The sequence below is a fragment of the Nesterenkonia ebinurensis genome (genome assembly GCF_008711175.1).
Classification (GTDB): domain Bacteria; phylum Actinomycetota; class Actinomycetes; order Actinomycetales; family Micrococcaceae; genus Nesterenkonia; species Nesterenkonia ebinurensis.
On the sequence record NZ_VWNF01000021.1, the window covers coordinates 124,181 to 143,157 of the forward strand.

Here is an 18,977-nt window from a genome sequence, read left to right on the forward strand (position 1 = left end):
CCCGCGATCTTCAAGATGCCCGAGTCTGGCAGGTGGTGATTAGCTCGAGACCTCCGGGACGGCGTGATCCACCCTACAAAGCTAAATAGGCACAACGTGAGGCGAAGCACATGTGCGCAAATGCACTATTGAGGTGCAAACATGCACGCATGTGAGAATGCATGAAGTCCCCCTCGCGGCGCACGCAACCTCTCGCCTCAACACCTCCAACACGACCACCGAGAAGCGAATCCCCGAGGCATCAGCGGCCAGGCCCAACACTCACCCTCCAGCCCAATAAGCACACTGGAGAGTGACTTGTCCCACAGTAGTGGCGAACAGACTCCATGGGTGAAGCACCACGCCCTCTGCACCAGCAACGCGAAGCACGAAAGCACGCACTCCAACTCCATGCAGTCCTTTTGCGCAGAACCAGAACCCCTCACTGAACAATTGTGCTCACCCGTTGTGCAAGTTTGCTCATTTAGTGATGCTCCTCACTTGAGGCATCGTTATATGTGCTGTTGATTGTCAGGGCGAGTCCATGTGTAAGACCCGAGTCGCTCTACCGATGAGTACCCAAAGGAGTGTTGAGGTGACGGTTCGAGTGTCTTTGGTTGAGCAGGTTGTGAGGTCGTCTGTGGTTGATTGGGCTATTGGACGCTTGTCTTCAATCTTGGATGCTCAAGGTGTTCGTGTTGCTGATGGCCCGGTGGATGTATTGGCTCATGGTGGGGATGCGTTGTGGCTTCAGTGTGCTGTTGATGATGAGGGGCCAGCGGGTGAGGAAGCGTTTAGTTTTGAGGTCTCGGGGGAATCTTCTGTGCTCGTACTGAGAGTCACCGGCGGTGGTGTACGGGGGTTGATGTATGGGGTCTTGGAGTTAGCTGATATCGCCAAGCATGCTGCTGACCCTGTGCAGGCACTGCGGGGGGTCGCTCCTGGAGTGTTCGAGCCCGCCACTGCGGTTCGCGGGGTACTGAGAACACTGGTCAGTGATGTGCAGGATATGTCCTGGTTCTTGGATAAGCGCTTTTGGTCTGAGTACTTGACAGCTCTTGCTACGCACCGGATCAACCGTTTTCATCTGGCTCTAGGAATGCAGTACAACTATTCGCATGATCCGGATGCGCAGGACAACTACTTAGCATTTGCATATCCCTTTCTTGTAGATGTTGAAGGGTACGACGTTTCAGCTGACGGTGTGGACGCTGAAGAGCGTGCTCGAAATCTTGCGATGCTACGGTGGATCAGCTCCCAGGCCGCATTGCGAGGGATTCATTTCCAGTTGGGGCTGTGGAACCACGCTTATGACTTCATGGACAGTCCGCGCCAGCGATACCGGATCCAGGGCTTGGACAAGTCAAATCATGCCCAATATTGCCGAGCTGGGTTGGCGCAGCTGCTACGGGAGTGCCCGGACATCAGCGGGGTGACGGTGCGTGTTCATTATGAAGGCGGGGTCCATGAACCCACTCATGAGTTCTGGTCTGAGGTGTTCCAAGGAGCAGGAGATTCTGGTCGTGCAGTAGAGATCGACATGCACTCCAAAGGTGTGGATTCCAGGATTCTGGATTCTGCCCGCAGCGCTGGTGGACCGTTCATGATCTCGGGAAAGTACTGGGCTGAGCATCAGGGACTGCCGTACCACCAAGCTGCGGTGCGTGACATGGAGGCCGCACTCCCTCCGCGGGAAGGACTCAGTGGAGTCACCCGCGCAGTACGCAGGTTCACCCGGTACGGGATGGGAGATTTCCTGCACCAGGACCGGGATTATGGTTTCTTGTTCCGGATCTGGCCTGGGACTCAGCGGGTACTGCATTGGGGGGATCCTGACCAGGTGGCGGGGATGGCACGAGCAGCGGCTCAGGTCGGCGCCCAGGGAGTGGAACTGTGTGAGCCACTGACGTTCCTGGGCCGAAAGACTACCGGGAGTCGTGGTGGGCGGAGAATATATGCTGATCGGCAGCTCGCCATTTCTGGCGATCCCTGGCAGAAGTACGCCTATACCTATCGACTCTGGGGACGCCTGCTGTACAACCCGGAGGCTGATTCTGCGCAATGGGGCCGGTATCTGGATGATGTCTATGGAGCTGCTGGTCAGGATGTGGAAGAGGCAGTGGCAGCCACGAGTCGGATACTGCCCCTGGTGACCACTTTTCACGGACCGAGCGCTTCGAATAACTTCTACTGGCCTGAGATGTTTATGAATATGCCGCTGGCAAACCAGGGCAAGACGGAGATGTACGCCTTTGACACCCCGGAACCCCATACTGTCGGGGCAGTCAGCGCGTTCGATCCGCAGCTGTTCGCTTCGGTCAATGAGTATGTTCAGGAGCTGATCGACGGCTATCCAAGCGGCCGGTATACCCCTGATCAGGTTGCTGATTGGCTGGAGGAACTCTCTGCTACTGCTGAGCGCCATCTGGCTGCGGCTGCCTCGCGCACCGCTGAGACCTCTGTCGAGTATCAGCGTACAGTCATCGATGCGGTGGTCCTGGCCCAGTTGGGTCGGTTCTTTGCGCACCGAACCAGAGCGACGATCAACTATGAGATCTATGTACGTCTCGGGGACTCAGGAGCCCTGCGGGTGGCGGTGGAACATTACCGCACCGCCAGGGAAGCGTTCGCTGAGGTGGCATCGCTGACCAAGGGGGTCTATGTCTCTGATCTGGCTTTTGGGGATCGGGCATCGGAGCGGGGCCACTGGTCGGATCGGCTGGTCCATATTGATCAGGATCTGGCCGATCTGGAAGCTGAGTTTGAAGCTGCCCCGGCACCAACGGGGACTGCTGATGCTCTGCTGAGCCCCAGTGGTACTGTCCGCTCACGGCCTGTGGTGGACTACCAGGTTCCGGAACGATTCACCGCCGGTGAGCCGCTCAGCATTCGGGTCCAGGTCCACAGCAGGCTGGATGCCCAGGTAAGAGCCCACTTCAGGCATCTGAACCAGGGGGAGTCCTGGGAGTCGACGCTGCTGCGCCCAGATGCTGATGGCACCTACCGGGGCCAGGTTCCGGACGAGTACACGGATTCCCGGTTCCCTGTGCAAGTGTATTTCATCGTATCTGATGACTCTGCTGGGGCGTGGATCGTGCCGGGGTTGGAGGTGTCACTCTCAGCGATGCCATATCTGGTGATCCATCCTGAGGCGGGCGGCGCCCAGATCGGTTCGGAGGTGGGCTAAGGGTGCATATCACCGAAATTGAGACTCTGTTGCGGGGCAATATCGGAGTGGTCCGAATTCACACTGATGAGGGGCTGGTGGGTATCGGACAGGTGGCTCCGTATCAGGCCGGCATCAGCATCCAAGTGCTGCACCAGATGGTCGCCTCGAGGTTCTTAGGTCAGGACCCCTGGGACGTCGAGGTCCTCGTTGATCGTTGCCTTCGGGGCCACTACAAGTTCACCGGCAGCTTCTTGCACCGGGCAGTAGCGGGGGTCGATACTGCGCTGTGGGATCTGCTCGGTCGGCTCACCGGTCAGCCTGTGGCCAAGCTGCTCGGCGGGGTAGCTCGGAACCGAGTAGAGGTCTATGGGTCCTCGATGGTACGCCACACCAGCCCCCAGCAAGAGGTTGACCGGCTGCTGGAGGCGATCCAGAATAACGGGTTCAGCGGAGTCAAGCTGCGCATCGGTGAGGTGATGGGCCGTGATGATGCCGCAGCTGAAGCTCGAACCCGAGCTCTGGTTCCACTGGCTCGTGAGCGACTCGGCGATGAGGTGGCGATCTGTGCTGATGCCAACGGCGGTTACACCGCAGCTGAGGCGATCAAGGTAGGCCGGATGCTGGAGGACTATGGATATTTCCATTTTGAGGAGCCATGTCCCTTTACAGATCTGGAAGCCACCCGGAGAGTTGCCGACGCCTTGGACATCCCGGTGGCTGGTGGCGAGCAGGACTACCTGCTGCCCCAGTTCCGGCAGATGATCGGCACCGGTGCGGTCGACATCATTCAACCCGACGTCTGCTACATCGGAGGAATCTCTCAGATCAAGAAGGTCGCAGCACTGGCCGAGGCCTCCAACGTAGCGTTCACTCCGCACTGTGCCAATGATTCGCTGCTGCAGGTCTTTACCCTGCATGTGGCGGCTGCGATTCCGGGGGCCTTCCAACGCCAGGAATGGTCCATAGAGCAGACGGACTGGACCCAAGGGATCTACCGTTCACCGATCCTTGAAGTCAGGGAGGGAATGGTCGAGCTGCCGGGGGCCCCTGGGTGGGGCATCGAACTAGAGAAAACCTTCATCACCACTGCTGAGCGGGCTGTCAGTCGGCTATGAGGCCTGCACCAGTCGATGCAGCACAGGCCTGTGGTGGTTCACCGGTCTGTGCTAGCAGGTTGGTCTTCGCGACGTTGGGCAAGAATTCTGGCCTTTGCCAGGTTGATGTGATCACGCAGGGTACTGGCTGCTTGTTGGGAGTCTCCGGTGAGGATGGCATCGATGACCGCCTGGTGTTCGGCAGCCACGGTGGGGATCGAGGTGCGCCTATGTGCCCGATACTGTCCGATGGTCAAGTGAATCTCTCCGGTAATCATCTGGTACATCCTGGCCAGCCGGGGACTGTTCAGCCCGTTGATCAGCCCCCAGTGGAAGGCGATGTCGGCTTTCACCAGGGCTCGGAAGTCTCCGGTGGCAGCGGCCTGCGTGATATTGTCCTGGGCGGCAGAGACCTCCTCAGGGACTCTGCGATGCTGGGCCAAGGCCGCAGCAGCTGCGGACTCGAAAGTCGCACGACTGAAGAACAGATCCTCGATCTCAGCTTCGGTCAGCACCGGCACCACCGCAGGCTTATGCGCGCTGCGGCGCAGAAGCCCCAGACTGGTCAGCCGGTCCAGGCAGGACTTCGCTGTGGGGCGGGCGACTTCGTACTCCTGGGCCACCCTACTTTCGGTAACCTTCTCCCCCGGGCTGATTTCTCCGTTGATGATGCGAGACCGCAGCGACTCAAACAGCGCATCCTGCAAAGAGGCCGGGCTCAGCTGATACGCAGCGCCTGCCACACCGGACCCTCCTTTCCTTGTACCACTCGGCACCTCACCGCAGGCCTTACCTGGAGCGTGAGACCGCGGGCTTGGAGTCCAGCCCACCGGGATGGACGATGCCATCCTGTCACAGAGGGCGACCAATTAGCTCCTTGTCAACCACCCCAGGGTCTGGGCGGCAGCAACTGTGGGCTTATATTCAGCAGCAACGGTGCCGGTGTAACCAACCTGGGTCAGGGCAACTCCGATTGCCTCGAAATCCAAGGTCCCGGAGCCCGGTTCGCCCCTGCCCGGGGCATCGGCCAGTTGCACGTGGGCGAACCTGCCGCGACTCTCAGTGATCGCTGCAGCCGGATCGATACCGTTATGCCCCAGGTGGAATGTGTCCACCAGAAGGGCCAGGTGTTCTTGGTGACCAACCTGGTCGATCAGCTCCAAGACCTCACGGTGGGTGGTCAACGGATAAGCACCGTTGAGCCCATGAGCCAATGGCTCGACCAGCACAGTGCCTCCGATGCTGGCCACCTTATGAGCAGCACCGCGATAGGCCTCCAGCGCGACCTCCCGCTGGATGAGTTCATCCTGATCGGGGTCGAGCTGCCCGTAGAGCAGGTTAAAGCTGCGGCACCCTGTGGCCTCAGCAATGGCCAGCAGCACCTGCGTGCTGGCAGCAAGCTCGTCGGCCCGCTCAGGCCGGCAGGCAATGCCCCGTTCTCCTCCTGGCATGTCCCCGGCGTAGAAGTTCAGCCCTGTCAGCTCAACTCCGGCGGTCTTGATCCACGAGAGGAATTCGTTGACCTCCTGCTGTCCAGGATCCGGCTCGGCGAAGGGCCACCAGCTCTCCACCCGGGTGAAGCCGGCCTGTCGAGCGGCCTCGAACCGCTGAGCATAGGGCAGCTCGGTAAACATGATCGAGACATTGGCACTGATCTGAAAGGTATTCCAACGCATGACCCAATCTTGCCACAGAATTGTCTGACATGTAAGCATGTTAGACAATATCGAGTGATAGGAGTCACGTGAGCAGTTTTCAACAGTCCCGATCAGCACACTGGTATGAGAGAGCGACTCGGTGGACACAGGTGACGTTCACCGACGATGATCCCGGCAGCTTCGACATCGACCTCTGGGTGGATCTGATGCGCCGGACTCAGTCGAATGCGCTGTGCATCAGTGCAGGTGGGTACATGGCCTTCTATCCGACGAAGATCCCCTTCCATCACCGCAGCGCCCATCTGGGTGATACAGATCCGTTTGGGGAGCTGATCGCCCACGCCAAAAGACTGGGGATGGTGGTCATGGCCAGGGTGGATCCGCATGCGATACATGCCGATGCTGCCGCTGCGCACCCGGAGTGGCTGGCCCGCGATGAGCACGGCGACCCGGTGGAGCATTCCTCGATGCTGGGGGTGTATTGGACTGATCCGTTCAGCACCTACCTCAGTGAGCACATCACTGCCATCGCTCAGGAGATCACCGCAGAGTATGACGTTGATGCGTTGTTCGCGAATCGATGGGAGACGGTGCGAGGAGTCTCCTACTCCGAACCGGTAGCTGCTCGGTTCAGAACCGAGACGGGGTTCGAGCTGCCTCGGTTCGACAATCTCGACGACCCGGCTTGGCCGGCCTACAACACTTGGCGCGCTAAGGCATTCAGCGAACTTGTCGGGATCTGGGATGATGCGGTCCAGGCGGTGAAGCCTCACGTGCGGTTCCTGCCGAACCGGGGGCCGCAGATCACCCGGGATCTGGTCCGGGAGAAGATCGAGGACCGCTATCCAATGTTCGTCATCGACAAGCAGGGGCGGTGGGGCGCTGAGCCGGTGTGGACCTCGGGTCGTATCGGCAAACGGACCGCCGGGCTGTGGCCGGGCAAACCGATGGCGCTGCTGTCCTCAGTGGGCACCGAGGACCACGTTCTGCGGTGGAAGGACTCAGTAACAGATCCCCATGAGCTGAAGACCTACTTGGTCGATGGCTTCATCCATGGGGGCAGGCCATGGTTCTGCAAGTTCAAGGCCGAGCTGTTTGATAACCGGTGGATCGAACCGGTAGTGGAGGCCTTTGAGTTGCACGCCAGATGCGAGACCGTGCTGGAAGGGCTCGAACCCACTGCTGAGGTCGCGGTGCTAGATGCCGGAGCCCCTGATGGTCCCACCCCGTGGCATAAGGCTACCGGTCACACCGGTGACCACGAAGACGGGATCTACCAGGCGCTTCTGGAGGCTAGGATCCCGTTCACCTATGTCTCTGATCAGATCCTCAGCGCTGAGGCGCTGGAGGGGATCCGGGTGCTGGTGCTGGGGTCGACCCGGGAGCTGGGTGATGAGCAGCTGGGGGTCATCGAGGAGTTCGTGACCGCTGGCGGCAGCGTGGTCGCCTGCTTTGACGCCACCCTGAACAGCGCACCCGGGCAGCCCCAACTGGGCTTGGGCAACACACTGGGGGTGGAGGTAGTCTCCGATGAACGCGGACCGGTGAAGAACAACTACATCACCTTCAGCCCCGAGCACCCCTTGGCCACCGGGTTTGAGGGCGCCCAACGCATCGTCGGGGGCACCAAGACTCTCGAGGTCAAAGCTGGCCCCGCAGCCGATGTGGCCTTCCGGTTCATCCCAGACTACCCGGACCTGCCTATGGAGGAGGTCTATCCCCGCCGCTACGACGGCGCCCCGGCGGTGGTGACCAGCCAGCACCCCTCCGGTGGACGCGCTGTCTACATCGGATTCAATATCGCAGAGATCTACTGGCAGGCTCTGCAGTCCGATCACGGCCGGCTGTTGGCCAACTCAGTGCGCTGGGCCATGGGCGAAGACCCGGCATTGGTCGAGGTCGACGGCCCGGGCCTGGTCGACATCGCCGTTCGCCACAGGGGCGACCAGAGCGCGGTCAGTCTGGTCAACCTCCACACCCCGGCAGCGATGCGGGGGCAGCGGCACGAAATTATCCCTCTACCACCTCAGCAGCTGCGCCTGCGGGTCCCCTCCGGCGCCACCGGGGCGCAGGCACATCTGTTGGTGGCCGGCATCACCGCCGAAGTCACCATGGAGGGGCAGCTCGCCACGGTCGAGATCCCCCAGCTGGACCTGTTGGAGACCGTGCACATCACCTGGAACACCGCCGATTCAAGCACATAGACCACCGACCTCATCACAGGCCATCAACAGGATTGAACAACGAAGGAGATTAAGATGCGTATCGGATTCATCGGACTGGGCGTCATGGGAGCACCGATGGCAGCCAACCTCATCACTGCTGGCCACCAGCTGAGCATCCACCGGGTGAAGGAGACCGAAGCCCACCAGCAGCTGCTTGCCCAGGGAGCCACACCAGCTGCTTCCCCGGCCGAAGCTGCCGAGGGAGCTGAAGTAGTGATCCTGATGCTTCCTGACACACCCGATGTCGAGCATGTGGTTCGAGCACCTGATGGCGTCCTGACCGGCCTGATACCAGGAGCCGTGGTGGTGGATATGAGTTCCATCTCCCCGGTCGCCACCAAGGAACTGGCCACCGCTGTGGAGCAGGCCGGCGGCCAATACGTGGACGCGCCGGTCTCGGGCGGGGAGATCGGCGCCAAGGAGGCCACACTGACGATCTTCGTCGGCGGCCAAGCAGCCACGGTGGAGCAGGTAATGCCCATCCTTGAGGCCATGGGAAAGAACATCACCCACATGGGGGCCGCTGGTGCGGGGCAAGCCACCAAAGTGGTCAACCAGATCATCGTGGGAATGACTATCGAGGCAGTGGCCGAAGGTCTGGCACTGGCTGAAGCCTCCGGGATCGATCCGGCTACCGTCACCAAGGCACTCTCCGGCGGGTTCGCCTCCTCGAAGATCCTCGAAGTCCACGGCAGACGGATGGTCAACCGCACCTTCGAACCAGGGTTCCGCCTGAAGCTGCACCGCAAGGATTTGCGTCTGGCCCTCGACGCCGGGGCGCACCACCACACCCCACTGCCGGGAACCCAAGTAGTAGCCGCTCAGATGGATCAGGCCCTGCAGAAAGGATGGGCCGAGCGCGACCACGCCGCGCTGTTCGCCCTGCTGACCGAAGATGCCGACGCAGGAGGGCAGAACCAGTGAGCCAGCCCTGGTGGTCTAGGCCGTTCCGCACCGTTCAGACCAACATCCGTGAAATCGACGCTGGTCTGGACGTCGAGAAGGCTTTGGACTTCATCGAAGACTACGGGGCTGACACCTGGTTACTCTCCACAGGCGGGATCATAGCCAACTACCCCAGCGTGCTGAAGTGCCAGAGCGTCAACCCAACCCTGGTGCAGCGGCCCTCAGGGGACCTCATCGGCGACGCAGTGACAGCAGCAGCCGAACGTGGGATCCGGGTCCTCTCCCGAATGGACTTCTCGAAAATCGATGCTCGCCGGGCAGAAGAGCACCCCGAATGGTGCTTCGTGACTGCCGAGGGGCGACAACAAGTCTACAACGGCTACCGCAGCACCTGTCCCTCAGCGGGCTACTACCAGCAGGCAATGTTCGATGTGGTCACGGAGGTGCTTCAGAACTACCCGGTCAGTGGGTTCTTCTTCAACATGATGCATTTCAACGAACGTGACTACTCACGAACCTATTGGGGTGCATGTCACTGTGCAGCATGCTTGGCAGGATTTCAAGACCACACCCCGGGCGCTGAGCACCCCACCAGCCCAGAGTCCGCGAGTTACCCCGCGTGGCAGAAATACGCATCCGACGTCTTATCCGAGCTGAACCATCGGATGCAGGACCACATCAGCGGCATCAACCCCGACGTAGCGCTGATCCTCGGCGACAAAGCCCACATCACCTACTACGAAGCCAACAATGCCGCCGGCCGCCCGCTGTGGCACTACCAGACTTCCGAATCAGTCAGCGCAGCCCGCTCCGAAGACCCACAGCGGACTGTGTTCACCAACAGCACCGCATTCTTCGACATGCCCTACCGGTGGGCCGGAGAAGACCCTGACCACTTCAACCAGTACCTTATCCAGTCCATTGCCCACGGAGGATCTCCCTCCACGTACATCATGGGCACTCCGCAGACCACCCAGTATCAGAACCTGACCTCGGGCCGGGAAATCACCCGGTTCCACCGAGACCACGCCGAGACCTATGCCGGCATGGAGTCCTCCGCTGGGACCGCTTTGATCCGCTCCCACAACCCTAACGACCCCCATGCAGACCGACGTCGATCCGAGTTCCGCGGCTGCTACCAAAGTCTCGTCGAAGAACACCTGCCTTTCGACGTCGTCGACCGCAAAGCCCTGCCGAACCTGGATCCCCACCGATACCGGACCATAATCCTGCCAGATATAGGCGCCCTCACCGGCTGCGAAGCCCAAAAGCTCAACACTGCCCTGGCCCAGGGCACCCACATCATCGCCACCGGCGACTCCGCATTCGACGGCCCCCATCCGCAACTGGCACCACAGAGCCCCGTCGCCACCCGGAAAGCTACCTACACGACCGAAACAGACCTCTACAGTCTTCATATCCCCCCCCCCCCCCCCCACGATCACATCCCCGTTCTCGGCGCTTTCGAGGTCCTCGAACCCTCCATCCACGCCGCCACCGAATTCCGCGCACTGAGCCGAGCACCCTACGGACCCCCCGAAAAATGCTATGGACACCAACCCACCAACCACCCAGCCATCACCCAACAACCCACCGGTGAAGGACACCTCACCCACATCGCCCTACGCCCCGGACACATTTACCACGACACAGGAATCACCCGAGCCCGGAACCTCATCACAGACCACATTCACACCGTCACAACCCCACAGCTGACCACCGACCTCCCCCCACAGACCCATCTCACCCTCGCAAAGAACACCGCCGGGGAAACCCTGATCCACATCATCAACACCACCGGATACGCACCTCAGAAATTCCACCCCCCGCTACTCATCCCACCAAGCCAAATACACCTCCACACCTCCACCATCCCCACACACATCCACGCCCTCACCAACAACACCGCCCTGAACTGGACCACTGACAACAACAGCATCACCATCCACACCCCACAAATAAAAACATTCGAAGCTATCCGGATGACCTATTCGAATTAGCAACCTTGAGGAGCACATATGAATATCGCAGGTTGGCAGTGGTTAATAATTCTCGCCATTGTTCTTCTCCTATTTGGAGCCACGAAGTTGCCGAAACTGGCCCGGTCGCTGGGCGAGTCCACCCGGATCTTCAAGTCCGAAGTCCACGTCTTGAGGCAAACAGAGCACTCACAGGAGGAGTCGGGAACTGAGGGGGGTGAAGGGGAAGTTCTTGACTCCGGCAGTAGCTCTCACAGAAGATCACATCAGCGCTGATCAGCCATGACCACTACAGCATCATCTCGAGCATCGACGCGGCGTTGGAGGATCGGGAGCCAAAGGGCCACTCGGCGTGATCCTGAGGGGCGGATGTCGCTGAGGGATCATCTGCGCGAGTTGCGCCGGCGGCTGCTGATCGCTGCTGCTGGCATTGTGCTGGGTGCTGTCGCTGGGTTCTTTCTCTATGACTGGCTGGTGGCCACCCTGGCTGCCCCAGTGCTGGAGCATGGTGGTGGGGAGGATGCCCGACTGACCTCGATTGCGTTCAACGCTGTCGGCCAGCCACTGGATCTGCTGATCCGGCTCTCCCTGTTCGTGGGTCTGGTGATCTCCTCCCCGGTGTGGCTGTATCAGATCTGGGCCTTTATCATGCCGGGGCTGAAGAAGAAGGAGAAGCGGTATGCGATGGGGTTCATCGCCGCCAGTGTGCCGCTGTTCCTGGCCGGGATCTTCATGGCCTATACGTTGTTGCCGCGGGCGGTGGAGTTCTTCTTCTCCCTGAACCCAGAGGGCACCTCCAATATCATTGCCCCGGATGTCTACTTCACCTTTGTGCTGCACCTGTTCATCGCCTGCGGGATCGCGATGGTGATCCCGGTGATCCTGGTCGGGGTCAACATGATGGGCATCATCACCGGGCAGCAGGTGCTGCGCTCCTGGCGGGGGGTGGTGATGCTGATCGCGGTGATGTCAGCCCTGGCAGCACCTGGTGGTGAGGCGATCACCATGTTCTTCATCATGATCCCACTGACCCTGCTCTTCGCCGTCGCGATCGGCCTCTGCCTGCTCAACGACAAACGCCGCGAAAAGCGGGAAAGGTTGGTGTGAGAACCGATGCCCGGCATCAACGTCTACGAAATCTTTATTCTCATCGTCTTGGCCATGGTTCTTCTAGGACCGGAACGGCTCCCACATTACGCGAAGACACTAGCCCAGTGGGCGAAACATGGTCGCCAGTTGGCAAACGAAGCGAGAGCGCGTTTTGAGAATGAAACCGGGACATCTTTCGAGAACGTGGACTGGAAGAAGTACGATCCACGCCAATATGACCCCCGCAAGATCTTACGTGACGCCCTAGCGGATGAACCCAGCTCTACTACGAGGAAGGAGTCACTCAACTCTGGTCGAGGGCCTCGCGAGATCTTTCAGTCACGCCTCCCCACAGATGCTCCCAAACATCGGACCACAGGTATTGAAGAACAAATGAACCAGTCCTGATATTAGGAATGTTACAGGCTGGAATTTTTATTTACCCTCGTCCCGTAGTCCCTCAGTGAGCTATAGACAGCTTGAACCACTGGACTCCTCAAAGACTCCTCACGCGCTACAGCCCAATAAGAGACGTTATATTTGTATTCTCTCCCCAGAATCTTATGAAGCGAAGGGTTGCTGTCTCCTAGGAAATTGGGAAGCAAACCAATACCAGCACCTGCGAGAGTTGCTGTTACATGAGATAGCACATTTGTAGAGTATATTCCGTGCTTCATGGGAGGGAACGCGTCTCTCGCGCGCCCCAGCTCATCGATGGTGAGCACAGAGTCGACGTAATAGTTCAGCCTATGCCCTTCGAGATCATTAATATTCTTGGGCATTCCGTATTTTGTTAAGTACTGCTCAGTTGCGTACAGAAAAAGAGAATAATCCATGACATGCTCAACCCTCGCGCGTCTCACCTGAGGCCGCCCGATGACGATCTCAAGATCGAGTCCCGACCTCCCCTGTCGAACTGGCTGAGTTGCAGAGATCAGCTCAACTTCAAGCCCTGGATGCTTACGTTGAAGGGCGGCAAGGGCAGGGGGCGCTATATGCACACCGAAGGCATCAGGGGCACCTATTCGCACAAGGCCCGAGATGCGATCAGCGGCATTGTTGGAATCATCGACCATCAAGTCCGACAGCGCTTCTTCGACCTGCTCTGCCACAGCGACGACGCGCTGTCCCAGCTTCGTCACTTCCCAACCTGAGGGAGTCCGGGTGAGAACCCTGTCCCCCAGAGCTTTCTCGAGAGCGCTGATTCGTCGCGACACGGTTGAGTGGTTGACACCTAACGCTTCTCCGGCGGCAGTGAACCTCCCTAGCCGAGCCACCGTCAGGAAAGTCATGAGACCTTCCAACTGCGCCGTCGAGTCAAGTCGCATTGTTTGCCACACCTTTCACGCTTATCGGCCTCAGTACGTCCCTTTCAAGGACTGTAAGGTCGGCTAACACCCCTCATACTCATTGAGGATTGCTATCTTGCTAGATGAGGCTGAGTTCGGGTCGAATTCATGCGTTAGCCACTCTTGGATGAGCTTCCGAGCAAGTTGTTTGCCAACGACACGCTGCCCAATACAGAGCACCTGGGCATTATTGGACAGCACTGATCGCTCGACGGAGTAAGAGTCGTGTGCCGTGACTGCACGGACTCCCCGCACCTTATTAGCCGAAATTGCCACCCCCAGTCCTGTTCCGCAGATCAACAACGCTCTGTCGGCTTCGCCGGCAGCCACCTTTTCCGCAGCCGCAGTAGCCACGCTGGGGTACGCCATGACCTCATCAGAAGCAACTCCTACGTCAAGTACCGAACTCACACGTTCGTGAGTTTCCAGATCCGCACGGAGAGCCTCTTTGTACTCGAATCCCGCATCATCAGATCCGACGATAACTCGCAGCTTACGGCCTTGCATCCAACAACCTTTCCTGGTTCTGATTCACTTCAGATGATCAGCGATGCGGTTGACGATCATGGCCATGGACGTAGCACCTGCGTCAGGGGTTCCGAGGCTCTTCGCTGCTAAAGGGCGAGCTCGCCCAACTTTCGGTGTCATCTGTGCAGTATCAGCAGCCGCTGCAGTCGCGTCAGCCGCTGCAGCGCTCCATGCTTGCGGAAGCTCTACCCCACAGTGAAGAGCCTTCTCGAGGCTTTGCACGAAGGGCAGCAGAGAGTCAAGCAGCGTCTTGTCCCCCTCATGAGCTCCGCCAAGGTCCACCATGGATTGGGCGAACGCCTGAACTACACCGGCAGCAACCTCCGCATCGTAGTACATTGCGTTCTCCAATCGCGCACCCGCCGCCTCCAGCGCTGCTCCCCAAAGCACTCCTGACGTTCCACCAGCGTCATCGGCCCAAGCTTGCCCAGCCGCACCCAGAACCGGACCAGGCCCAGCATATTCGGGCAATTCCTTGAGCACTTGCAGAGCAGCGTTGATGCCGCGCAGCATCCCACGGCCGTGGTCACCATCGCCAGCAACAGCATCAATTCTGCCGAGCTCATCCTCGTTCTCAGCAAGCATGGTTGCGATGCTCTCGGCTACCGTTCGAATGTCTGTGGCCAGCTTCTGAGCCGCAGCGTCGGCCTCAGCAAACTCCATTTGTGATGCCGTTGAGATTTCAGCGCTGGCCAACGACTTTTTCGGCAGGGCCGAGGAAACCTTTCGGAACGCTGGAGCATAGGCATCGGCGGTCCACCACCGCTCCAAGTCGTCATCCAGCCACATCAGAGTCAACGAGCATCCTCCCATGTCCAGGCTGGTGACCAGCTCACCAACCTCGGGCTGCACCACCTCCAGCCCGCGTGCCGCCAATTCTTGGGAGACCTTGCCCCATAGAAGGAACAACTCCTCGTACTTGGTAGTTCCCAAACCGTTGAGGATTGCAGCTACTCGATTGCCAGCCTCAGACGGTGCCTCAGCGAGAATTCGGTCAACGAAGAGCCGGGCGAGCTGCTCTGCGCGCATCAACGGCACATCTTCGATACCTGGTTCACCATGAATGCCCAGTCCAAGACCTAGGTGCCCTTGGGGGACCTGGAACAACGGCTCCTGGGCACCTGGCATCGTGCAGCCTGAGAATGCTACGCCAAGCGTACGCGTCGCAGCGTTGGCGCGGATTCCTGCGGCCTCTACTGCGTCGATCCCGAGTCCCTCGGCTGCCGTGGCACCCAGGACTTTGAAAACCGAGAAGTCCCCCGCGATTCCACGTCTTTTCTCCGGTTCGTTGGCTGAGGCGATGTCGTCTGTGACCAGGACCATGCGGACATCGATGCCCTCAGCCACCAAGCGCTGTTTGGCGAGACCGAAGTTCATCACATCCCCGGCATAGTTGCCGAATGCGAAAACCACCCCGCGACCTGTATCTGCCGCACGCCCTACGTTGGCTGCCCAACGTGCCGAAGGTGAGGTGAAGATATTCCCAACCACTGCTCCGTGGGCCAGTCCCGGTCCGACGAGTCCAGAGAATGCAGGGTAATGCCCGGATCCTCCCCCCACGACGACCGCCACTTGGTCACGATCAGCCACATCGGAAACTACAACTCCGCCTTCAACGCCAGCAAGGCGATCCGAGTAGAGCTCGAGAAAACCAGCAAGCTGGTCCTCCATGAACTTCGCTGGGTCATCGAAGAGCACTGTCAAGAAACGCTCCTTGTCATCTGATTACGGGACAAAACCGCAGACAGAACTTATCGTGTGCTGTGTCACTGAAAACACTAGCACGACTTGAACATCAGTGTGTGAACATATGTGCATACACTGCAGCCGCACCGGTACGATGTTCATTTGGTGGAGCATTACATTTTGAGACTTCTAACGAAACGGCAGGCACTATGAGCGAGAACTTAGATCGCCTTTATCGGGCCGCTCAGCTCTATTACGAACAAGGAGCTACACAGGCGGAGATTGCACATCAACTCCAAGTCTCCCGACCGTCGGTGAGCCGAATTCTCGCAGAGGCTCGCGCGGCAGGGATCGTTGAGATTCGGGTCCACAAGCCCACAACCGGACCTGTCGATGAGCTGCGCAGACAGCTCATCGACAGACTCAGCTTAGATGCGGTCTACATCGCACCTGGCAACCAATCAACACACCTCGGCGTCGCCCTGGCCTCCGGGACTCGCCAGGCACTAGGTCAGGCCAATCTTCAACCTGGAGACGTACTACTCATCGCCTCCGGCGAGACGACCTACGCACTCGCTCAGCAGCATCTTGGTGAGTTCGCGGGAATCATTGTCGCCCCCACTGTGGGAGGACAAGCTGAACCAGATCCGTGGCATCAGACCAACGAAGTCGTACGCATGTTCACTGCTACCTCCGGAGGGTACCCGCATTATCTCTTTGCTCCCGCCCTACCTTCGCTAGCCCTCTATTCTGCTTTACAGGACGACCCTGGGTACCAGATCATCAGGAAGGACTGGAGCTCGGCGAAAGCCGCTCTCATCGGCGTAGGTGCCCCCGCCCTATCTCGCAAGTCGATCTCTCAGTCTGTGCCACGGGACCACCCAAGCCTTGCCCGGTCCGTCGGTGACGTATGCCTGGCCTTCTTCGACCAGGACGGCACCGAGGTCACATTTCCCGGAAACGACAGGATGACCCGGATCCCGGCCGAGACCCTACGTTCAGTACCAACCCGAATAGCTGCCGCTGCAGGAGTGAATAAGGTACGGAGCATCGCGGTAGCAGCACGCTCCGGATGGTTCAACATCCTTGTTACCGACGAAGTGACAGCCCGTGCCATTAACGAAGCACCCTAGGTCCAGACCCACCTGACCTAGATTGACATTGTGACACCAGTTACTCGATTATGGGAGCATCTTGCACACTTGAAAGGGCACATATGTTCACTGCCGAGAGTTGGGCTATCGCCTGCAACATGCTCCCCTTTGGGGCTCACACGCCGGATGGTACTCCGCTTACCGATGCTTCATCCTCGGTGTGGGCTGACCATCTCCGCCAGGTCCGCGAGCTTGAGTTCGACTACATTGATCCCACTGATGCGTGGTTGCCGTTGCATCGGCTGAGTGATGCCAGGCTGGATGAGTTCCGGCGCCTCCTGGATGGGGAAGGCCTATCCATCTCCTCGATCTCCATGACGCGCAGCTCTGTCGTCGACGCTCAACATGGTGAAGAGAATCTAGCGGGAGCACATCGACTGGTCGACTTGGCTCCCGCTTTCGGCGCCACGATCGTAAATACCGGGTTCATGCAAGCTCTTGAACCTGCGCAGCAGCAGGCCCTGTGGTTCTGGCTGGCAGAGGGGCATCATGACGATCCAAGCCTCCGGCCTCTCGCAGTCGAGCGCATCCGTGAGCTCGGAGATCATGCGGCAGCCAACGAGATCCAGATCAGCCTAGAGATCTACGAAGACACCTACATTGGAACTGCCGAGGAAGCCGTCGCTTTTATCAAGGAGGTAGACCACCCCTCTGTGGGGCTTAACCCAGATCTGGGGAACCTGCTCCGCCTCCATCGCCCTATGCCGAGCTACCAGGAAATGTTCGAGAAAGTGCTGCCGTACTGCAACTTCTGGCACATCAAGAACTACATCCGGGACCAGGATCCGGCGACCGGGAGTTACCACTCAGCTCCCGTCCCCTTGAAGTACGGAATCGTCAACTATCGCAGCATCATTCGCCGAGCCCTCGAACTGGGCTACTCTGGCCCATTCTGCTGCGAACATTACGGTTCCGACTCTATCGGCGTTTGTGCTGAGAATCGCGACTACATCCGTCAGGTCTTGCGCTCATCAGAAGCGTCCGGATTGCTGAACCGATCGACTTCCTGAAATTTTCCCCATCCCTCCGACAGAAGGCCCCCTATGACTGCTTCTTTCGCCCCAATCCGTACTGTGACTGTCGTCGGTGCCGGCTACATGGGAGGTGGGATTGCTCAGACTTTGGCCTTGGCAGGCATCGATATCACCATCGTGGATGCCGATTCACTGACCACTCAGCGCGGCTTGGCACGTCTACTGGAGGAAGCACGCCAGTTCGAAGAGCAGGGACTCTACCCGGCCGGTTCAGCTGGGACCATCGAAGCCCACCTGACTGCGGGGACGAGTCTGCGTGAGGCTGTGGCAGAAGCGGACTTCATCGAGGAAGCTGTCTTTGAGTCCCCCGAAGTAAAGAAAGAGGTGTTGGGCAGAATCTCCGCTCATGCCCGAACTGAGGCAATCATTGGAACCAATACCTCCACCATTCCGGTACGGGTCTTGGCCCCTGCGGTGACCAACCCGCAGCGGTTCCTCACAGTGCACTACTCTAACCCTGCTCCGTTTATCCCTGGAGTAGAGCTGGTCTCCGGTGAAGCGACTGCCCCTGATGTGGTCGCCGCAGTCAAAGACCTGCTGGCCCGTACCGGCAAGACGGGGGCAGAAGTAGCTGACACACCGGGTATGGTGCTCAATCGGCTCCAGTACGCTCTCCTGAAAGAGGCAGCCACCGTTGTGGAGGAAGGAATCGCCACCCAGGAGGACGTCGACACAATCGTCCGCACGACATTCGGGTTCAGACTGGGCTTCTTCGGACCGTTCGCGATCGCCGACCAAGCCGGGCTTGATGTCTACCAGAGTGGCTTCGAAACACTCTCAACCGCCTATGGCGAACGTCTGGCCGTGCCTGAGCTGTTGCGCCAGAATGTAGAAGCAGACCGACATGGACTCAAGAACGGCAAAGGCTGGACCGGCGACTTCAATGATGAAACTCGGGAAGCGCTCGTAGCCTATCGCAACAAGGCCTACGCAAAGATGGGAGAGCTCTTAGACGAGCTAGGGCCTGCACCTGTCGGAGTTCCTATAACTGAGTTTTCGCAGTCACTCAGCGGCGAGCAGAACTCGTGACTGAACGAATATGTCTCCTCCCGAAGGCACCATCGTCGTTAGCCCGAAAGCTAGAGGCACAAGGTGCAGTTGTGGTCCAAGCTCGGGACAACCCCACC

At 59.2% G+C, this 18,977-nt stretch carries 15 protein-coding genes; 10 read left to right on the forward strand and 5 right to left on the reverse strand.

Features of this window, described 5'->3' with window-relative positions; translation table 11 throughout:
* Positions 1-802 precede the first annotated feature (802 nt).
* Positions 803-3,166, forward strand: coding sequence for a hypothetical protein (locus tag F0311_RS08175; RefSeq protein WP_150461445.1), 2,364 nt, complete (start codon positions 803-805; stop codon positions 3,164-3,166).
* A gap of 2 nt (positions 3,167-3,168) precedes the next feature.
* A complete protein-coding gene (locus F0311_RS08180) occupies positions 3,169-4,263 on the forward strand; it encodes a mandelate racemase/muconate lactonizing enzyme family protein (RefSeq protein WP_150461446.1) in 1,095 nt (364 codons plus the stop codon).
* A gap of 38 nt (positions 4,264-4,301) precedes the next feature.
* Here F0311_RS08180 and F0311_RS08185 read toward each other — a convergent pair whose 3' ends face one another.
* Positions 4,302-4,985 (reverse strand): GntR family transcriptional regulator, encoded by a 684-nt coding sequence (locus F0311_RS08185; RefSeq protein ID WP_191089820.1) that lies wholly within the window; start codon positions 4,983-4,985, stop codon positions 4,302-4,304.
* A gap of 126 nt (positions 4,986-5,111) precedes the next feature.
* Positions 5,112-5,918: a hydroxypyruvate isomerase family protein gene (locus tag F0311_RS08190; protein ID WP_150461448.1), complete on the reverse strand. Its 807-nt coding sequence runs from the start codon at positions 5,916-5,918 to the stop codon at positions 5,112-5,114.
* A 131-nt stretch (positions 5,919-6,049) separates the two neighbouring features.
* Here F0311_RS08190 and F0311_RS08195 point away from each other — a divergent pair, with 131 nt between their 5' ends.
* The 5 genes from F0311_RS08195 (at position 6,050) to tatC (ending at position 12,117) form a co-directional block, all read left to right on the forward strand.
* Complete coding sequence (locus F0311_RS08195; RefSeq protein ID WP_223881215.1) at positions 6,050-8,104, forward strand: alpha-amylase family protein; 2,055 nt, start codon at positions 6,050-6,052, stop codon at positions 8,102-8,104.
* Positions 8,105-8,158: 54 nt separating this feature from the next.
* Positions 8,159-9,049: an NAD(P)-dependent oxidoreductase gene (locus tag F0311_RS08200; protein ID WP_150461450.1), complete on the forward strand. Its 891-nt coding sequence runs from the start codon at positions 8,159-8,161 to the stop codon at positions 9,047-9,049.
* A complete protein-coding gene (locus F0311_RS08205; RefSeq protein ID WP_191089821.1) occupies positions 9,046-11,031 on the forward strand; it encodes an alpha-amylase family protein in 1,986 nt (661 codons plus the stop codon). The genes F0311_RS08200 and F0311_RS08205 overlap by 4 nt, the downstream gene beginning before the upstream one ends.
* An 18-nt stretch (positions 11,032-11,049) precedes the next feature.
* Positions 11,050-11,286 carry a twin-arginine translocase TatA/TatE family subunit gene (tatA, locus tag F0311_RS08210; protein ID WP_150461452.1) on the forward strand — a complete coding sequence of 79 codons (237 nt, stop codon included), beginning with the start codon at positions 11,050-11,052 and terminating at the stop codon, positions 11,284-11,286.
* A gap of 93 nt (positions 11,287-11,379) precedes the next feature.
* Entirely contained in the window at positions 11,380-12,117 is a 738-nt protein-coding gene (tatC, locus tag F0311_RS08215; protein WP_223881216.1) for a twin-arginine translocase subunit TatC, read from the forward strand.
* Between the two features lie 401 nt (positions 12,118-12,518).
* On the opposite strand, the gene F0311_RS08220 is transcribed toward tatC, so the two are convergent.
* From F0311_RS08220 to F0311_RS08230, 3 genes are all read right to left on the reverse strand, one after another.
* On the reverse strand, positions 12,519-13,391 hold the full coding sequence (locus F0311_RS08220) for a LysR family transcriptional regulator (protein ID WP_150461454.1): 873 nt from the start codon (positions 13,389-13,391) through the stop codon (positions 12,519-12,521).
* A 99-nt stretch (positions 13,392-13,490) separates the two neighbouring features.
* A complete protein-coding gene (locus F0311_RS08225; RefSeq protein ID WP_150461455.1) occupies positions 13,491-13,955 on the reverse strand; it encodes a ribose-5-phosphate isomerase in 465 nt (154 codons plus the stop codon).
* A gap of 24 nt (positions 13,956-13,979) precedes the next feature.
* Complete coding sequence (locus F0311_RS08230; RefSeq protein ID WP_317982587.1) at positions 13,980-15,674, reverse strand: dihydroxyacetone kinase family protein; 1,695 nt, start codon at positions 15,672-15,674, stop codon at positions 13,980-13,982.
* 197 nt (positions 15,675-15,871) lie between these two features.
* On the opposite strand from F0311_RS08230, the gene F0311_RS08235 reads away from it, so the two are divergent.
* The 3 genes from F0311_RS08235 (at position 15,872) to F0311_RS08245 (ending at position 18,879) form a co-directional block, all read left to right on the forward strand.
* Entirely contained in the window at positions 15,872-16,795 is a 924-nt protein-coding gene (locus tag F0311_RS08235; protein ID WP_150461457.1) for a sugar-binding transcriptional regulator, read from the forward strand.
* 83 nt (positions 16,796-16,878) lie between these two features.
* The gene (locus F0311_RS08240) at positions 16,879-17,826 is read left to right on the forward strand and encodes a sugar phosphate isomerase/epimerase family protein (protein ID WP_150461458.1); all 948 of its coding nucleotides are present in this window, start codon (positions 16,879-16,881) and stop codon (positions 17,824-17,826) included.
* A gap of 33 nt (positions 17,827-17,859) precedes the next feature.
* Positions 17,860-18,879, forward strand: coding sequence for a 3-hydroxyacyl-CoA dehydrogenase family protein (locus F0311_RS08245; protein WP_150461459.1), 1,020 nt, complete (start codon positions 17,860-17,862; stop codon positions 18,877-18,879).
* Positions 18,880-18,977: the final 98 nt, after the last annotated feature.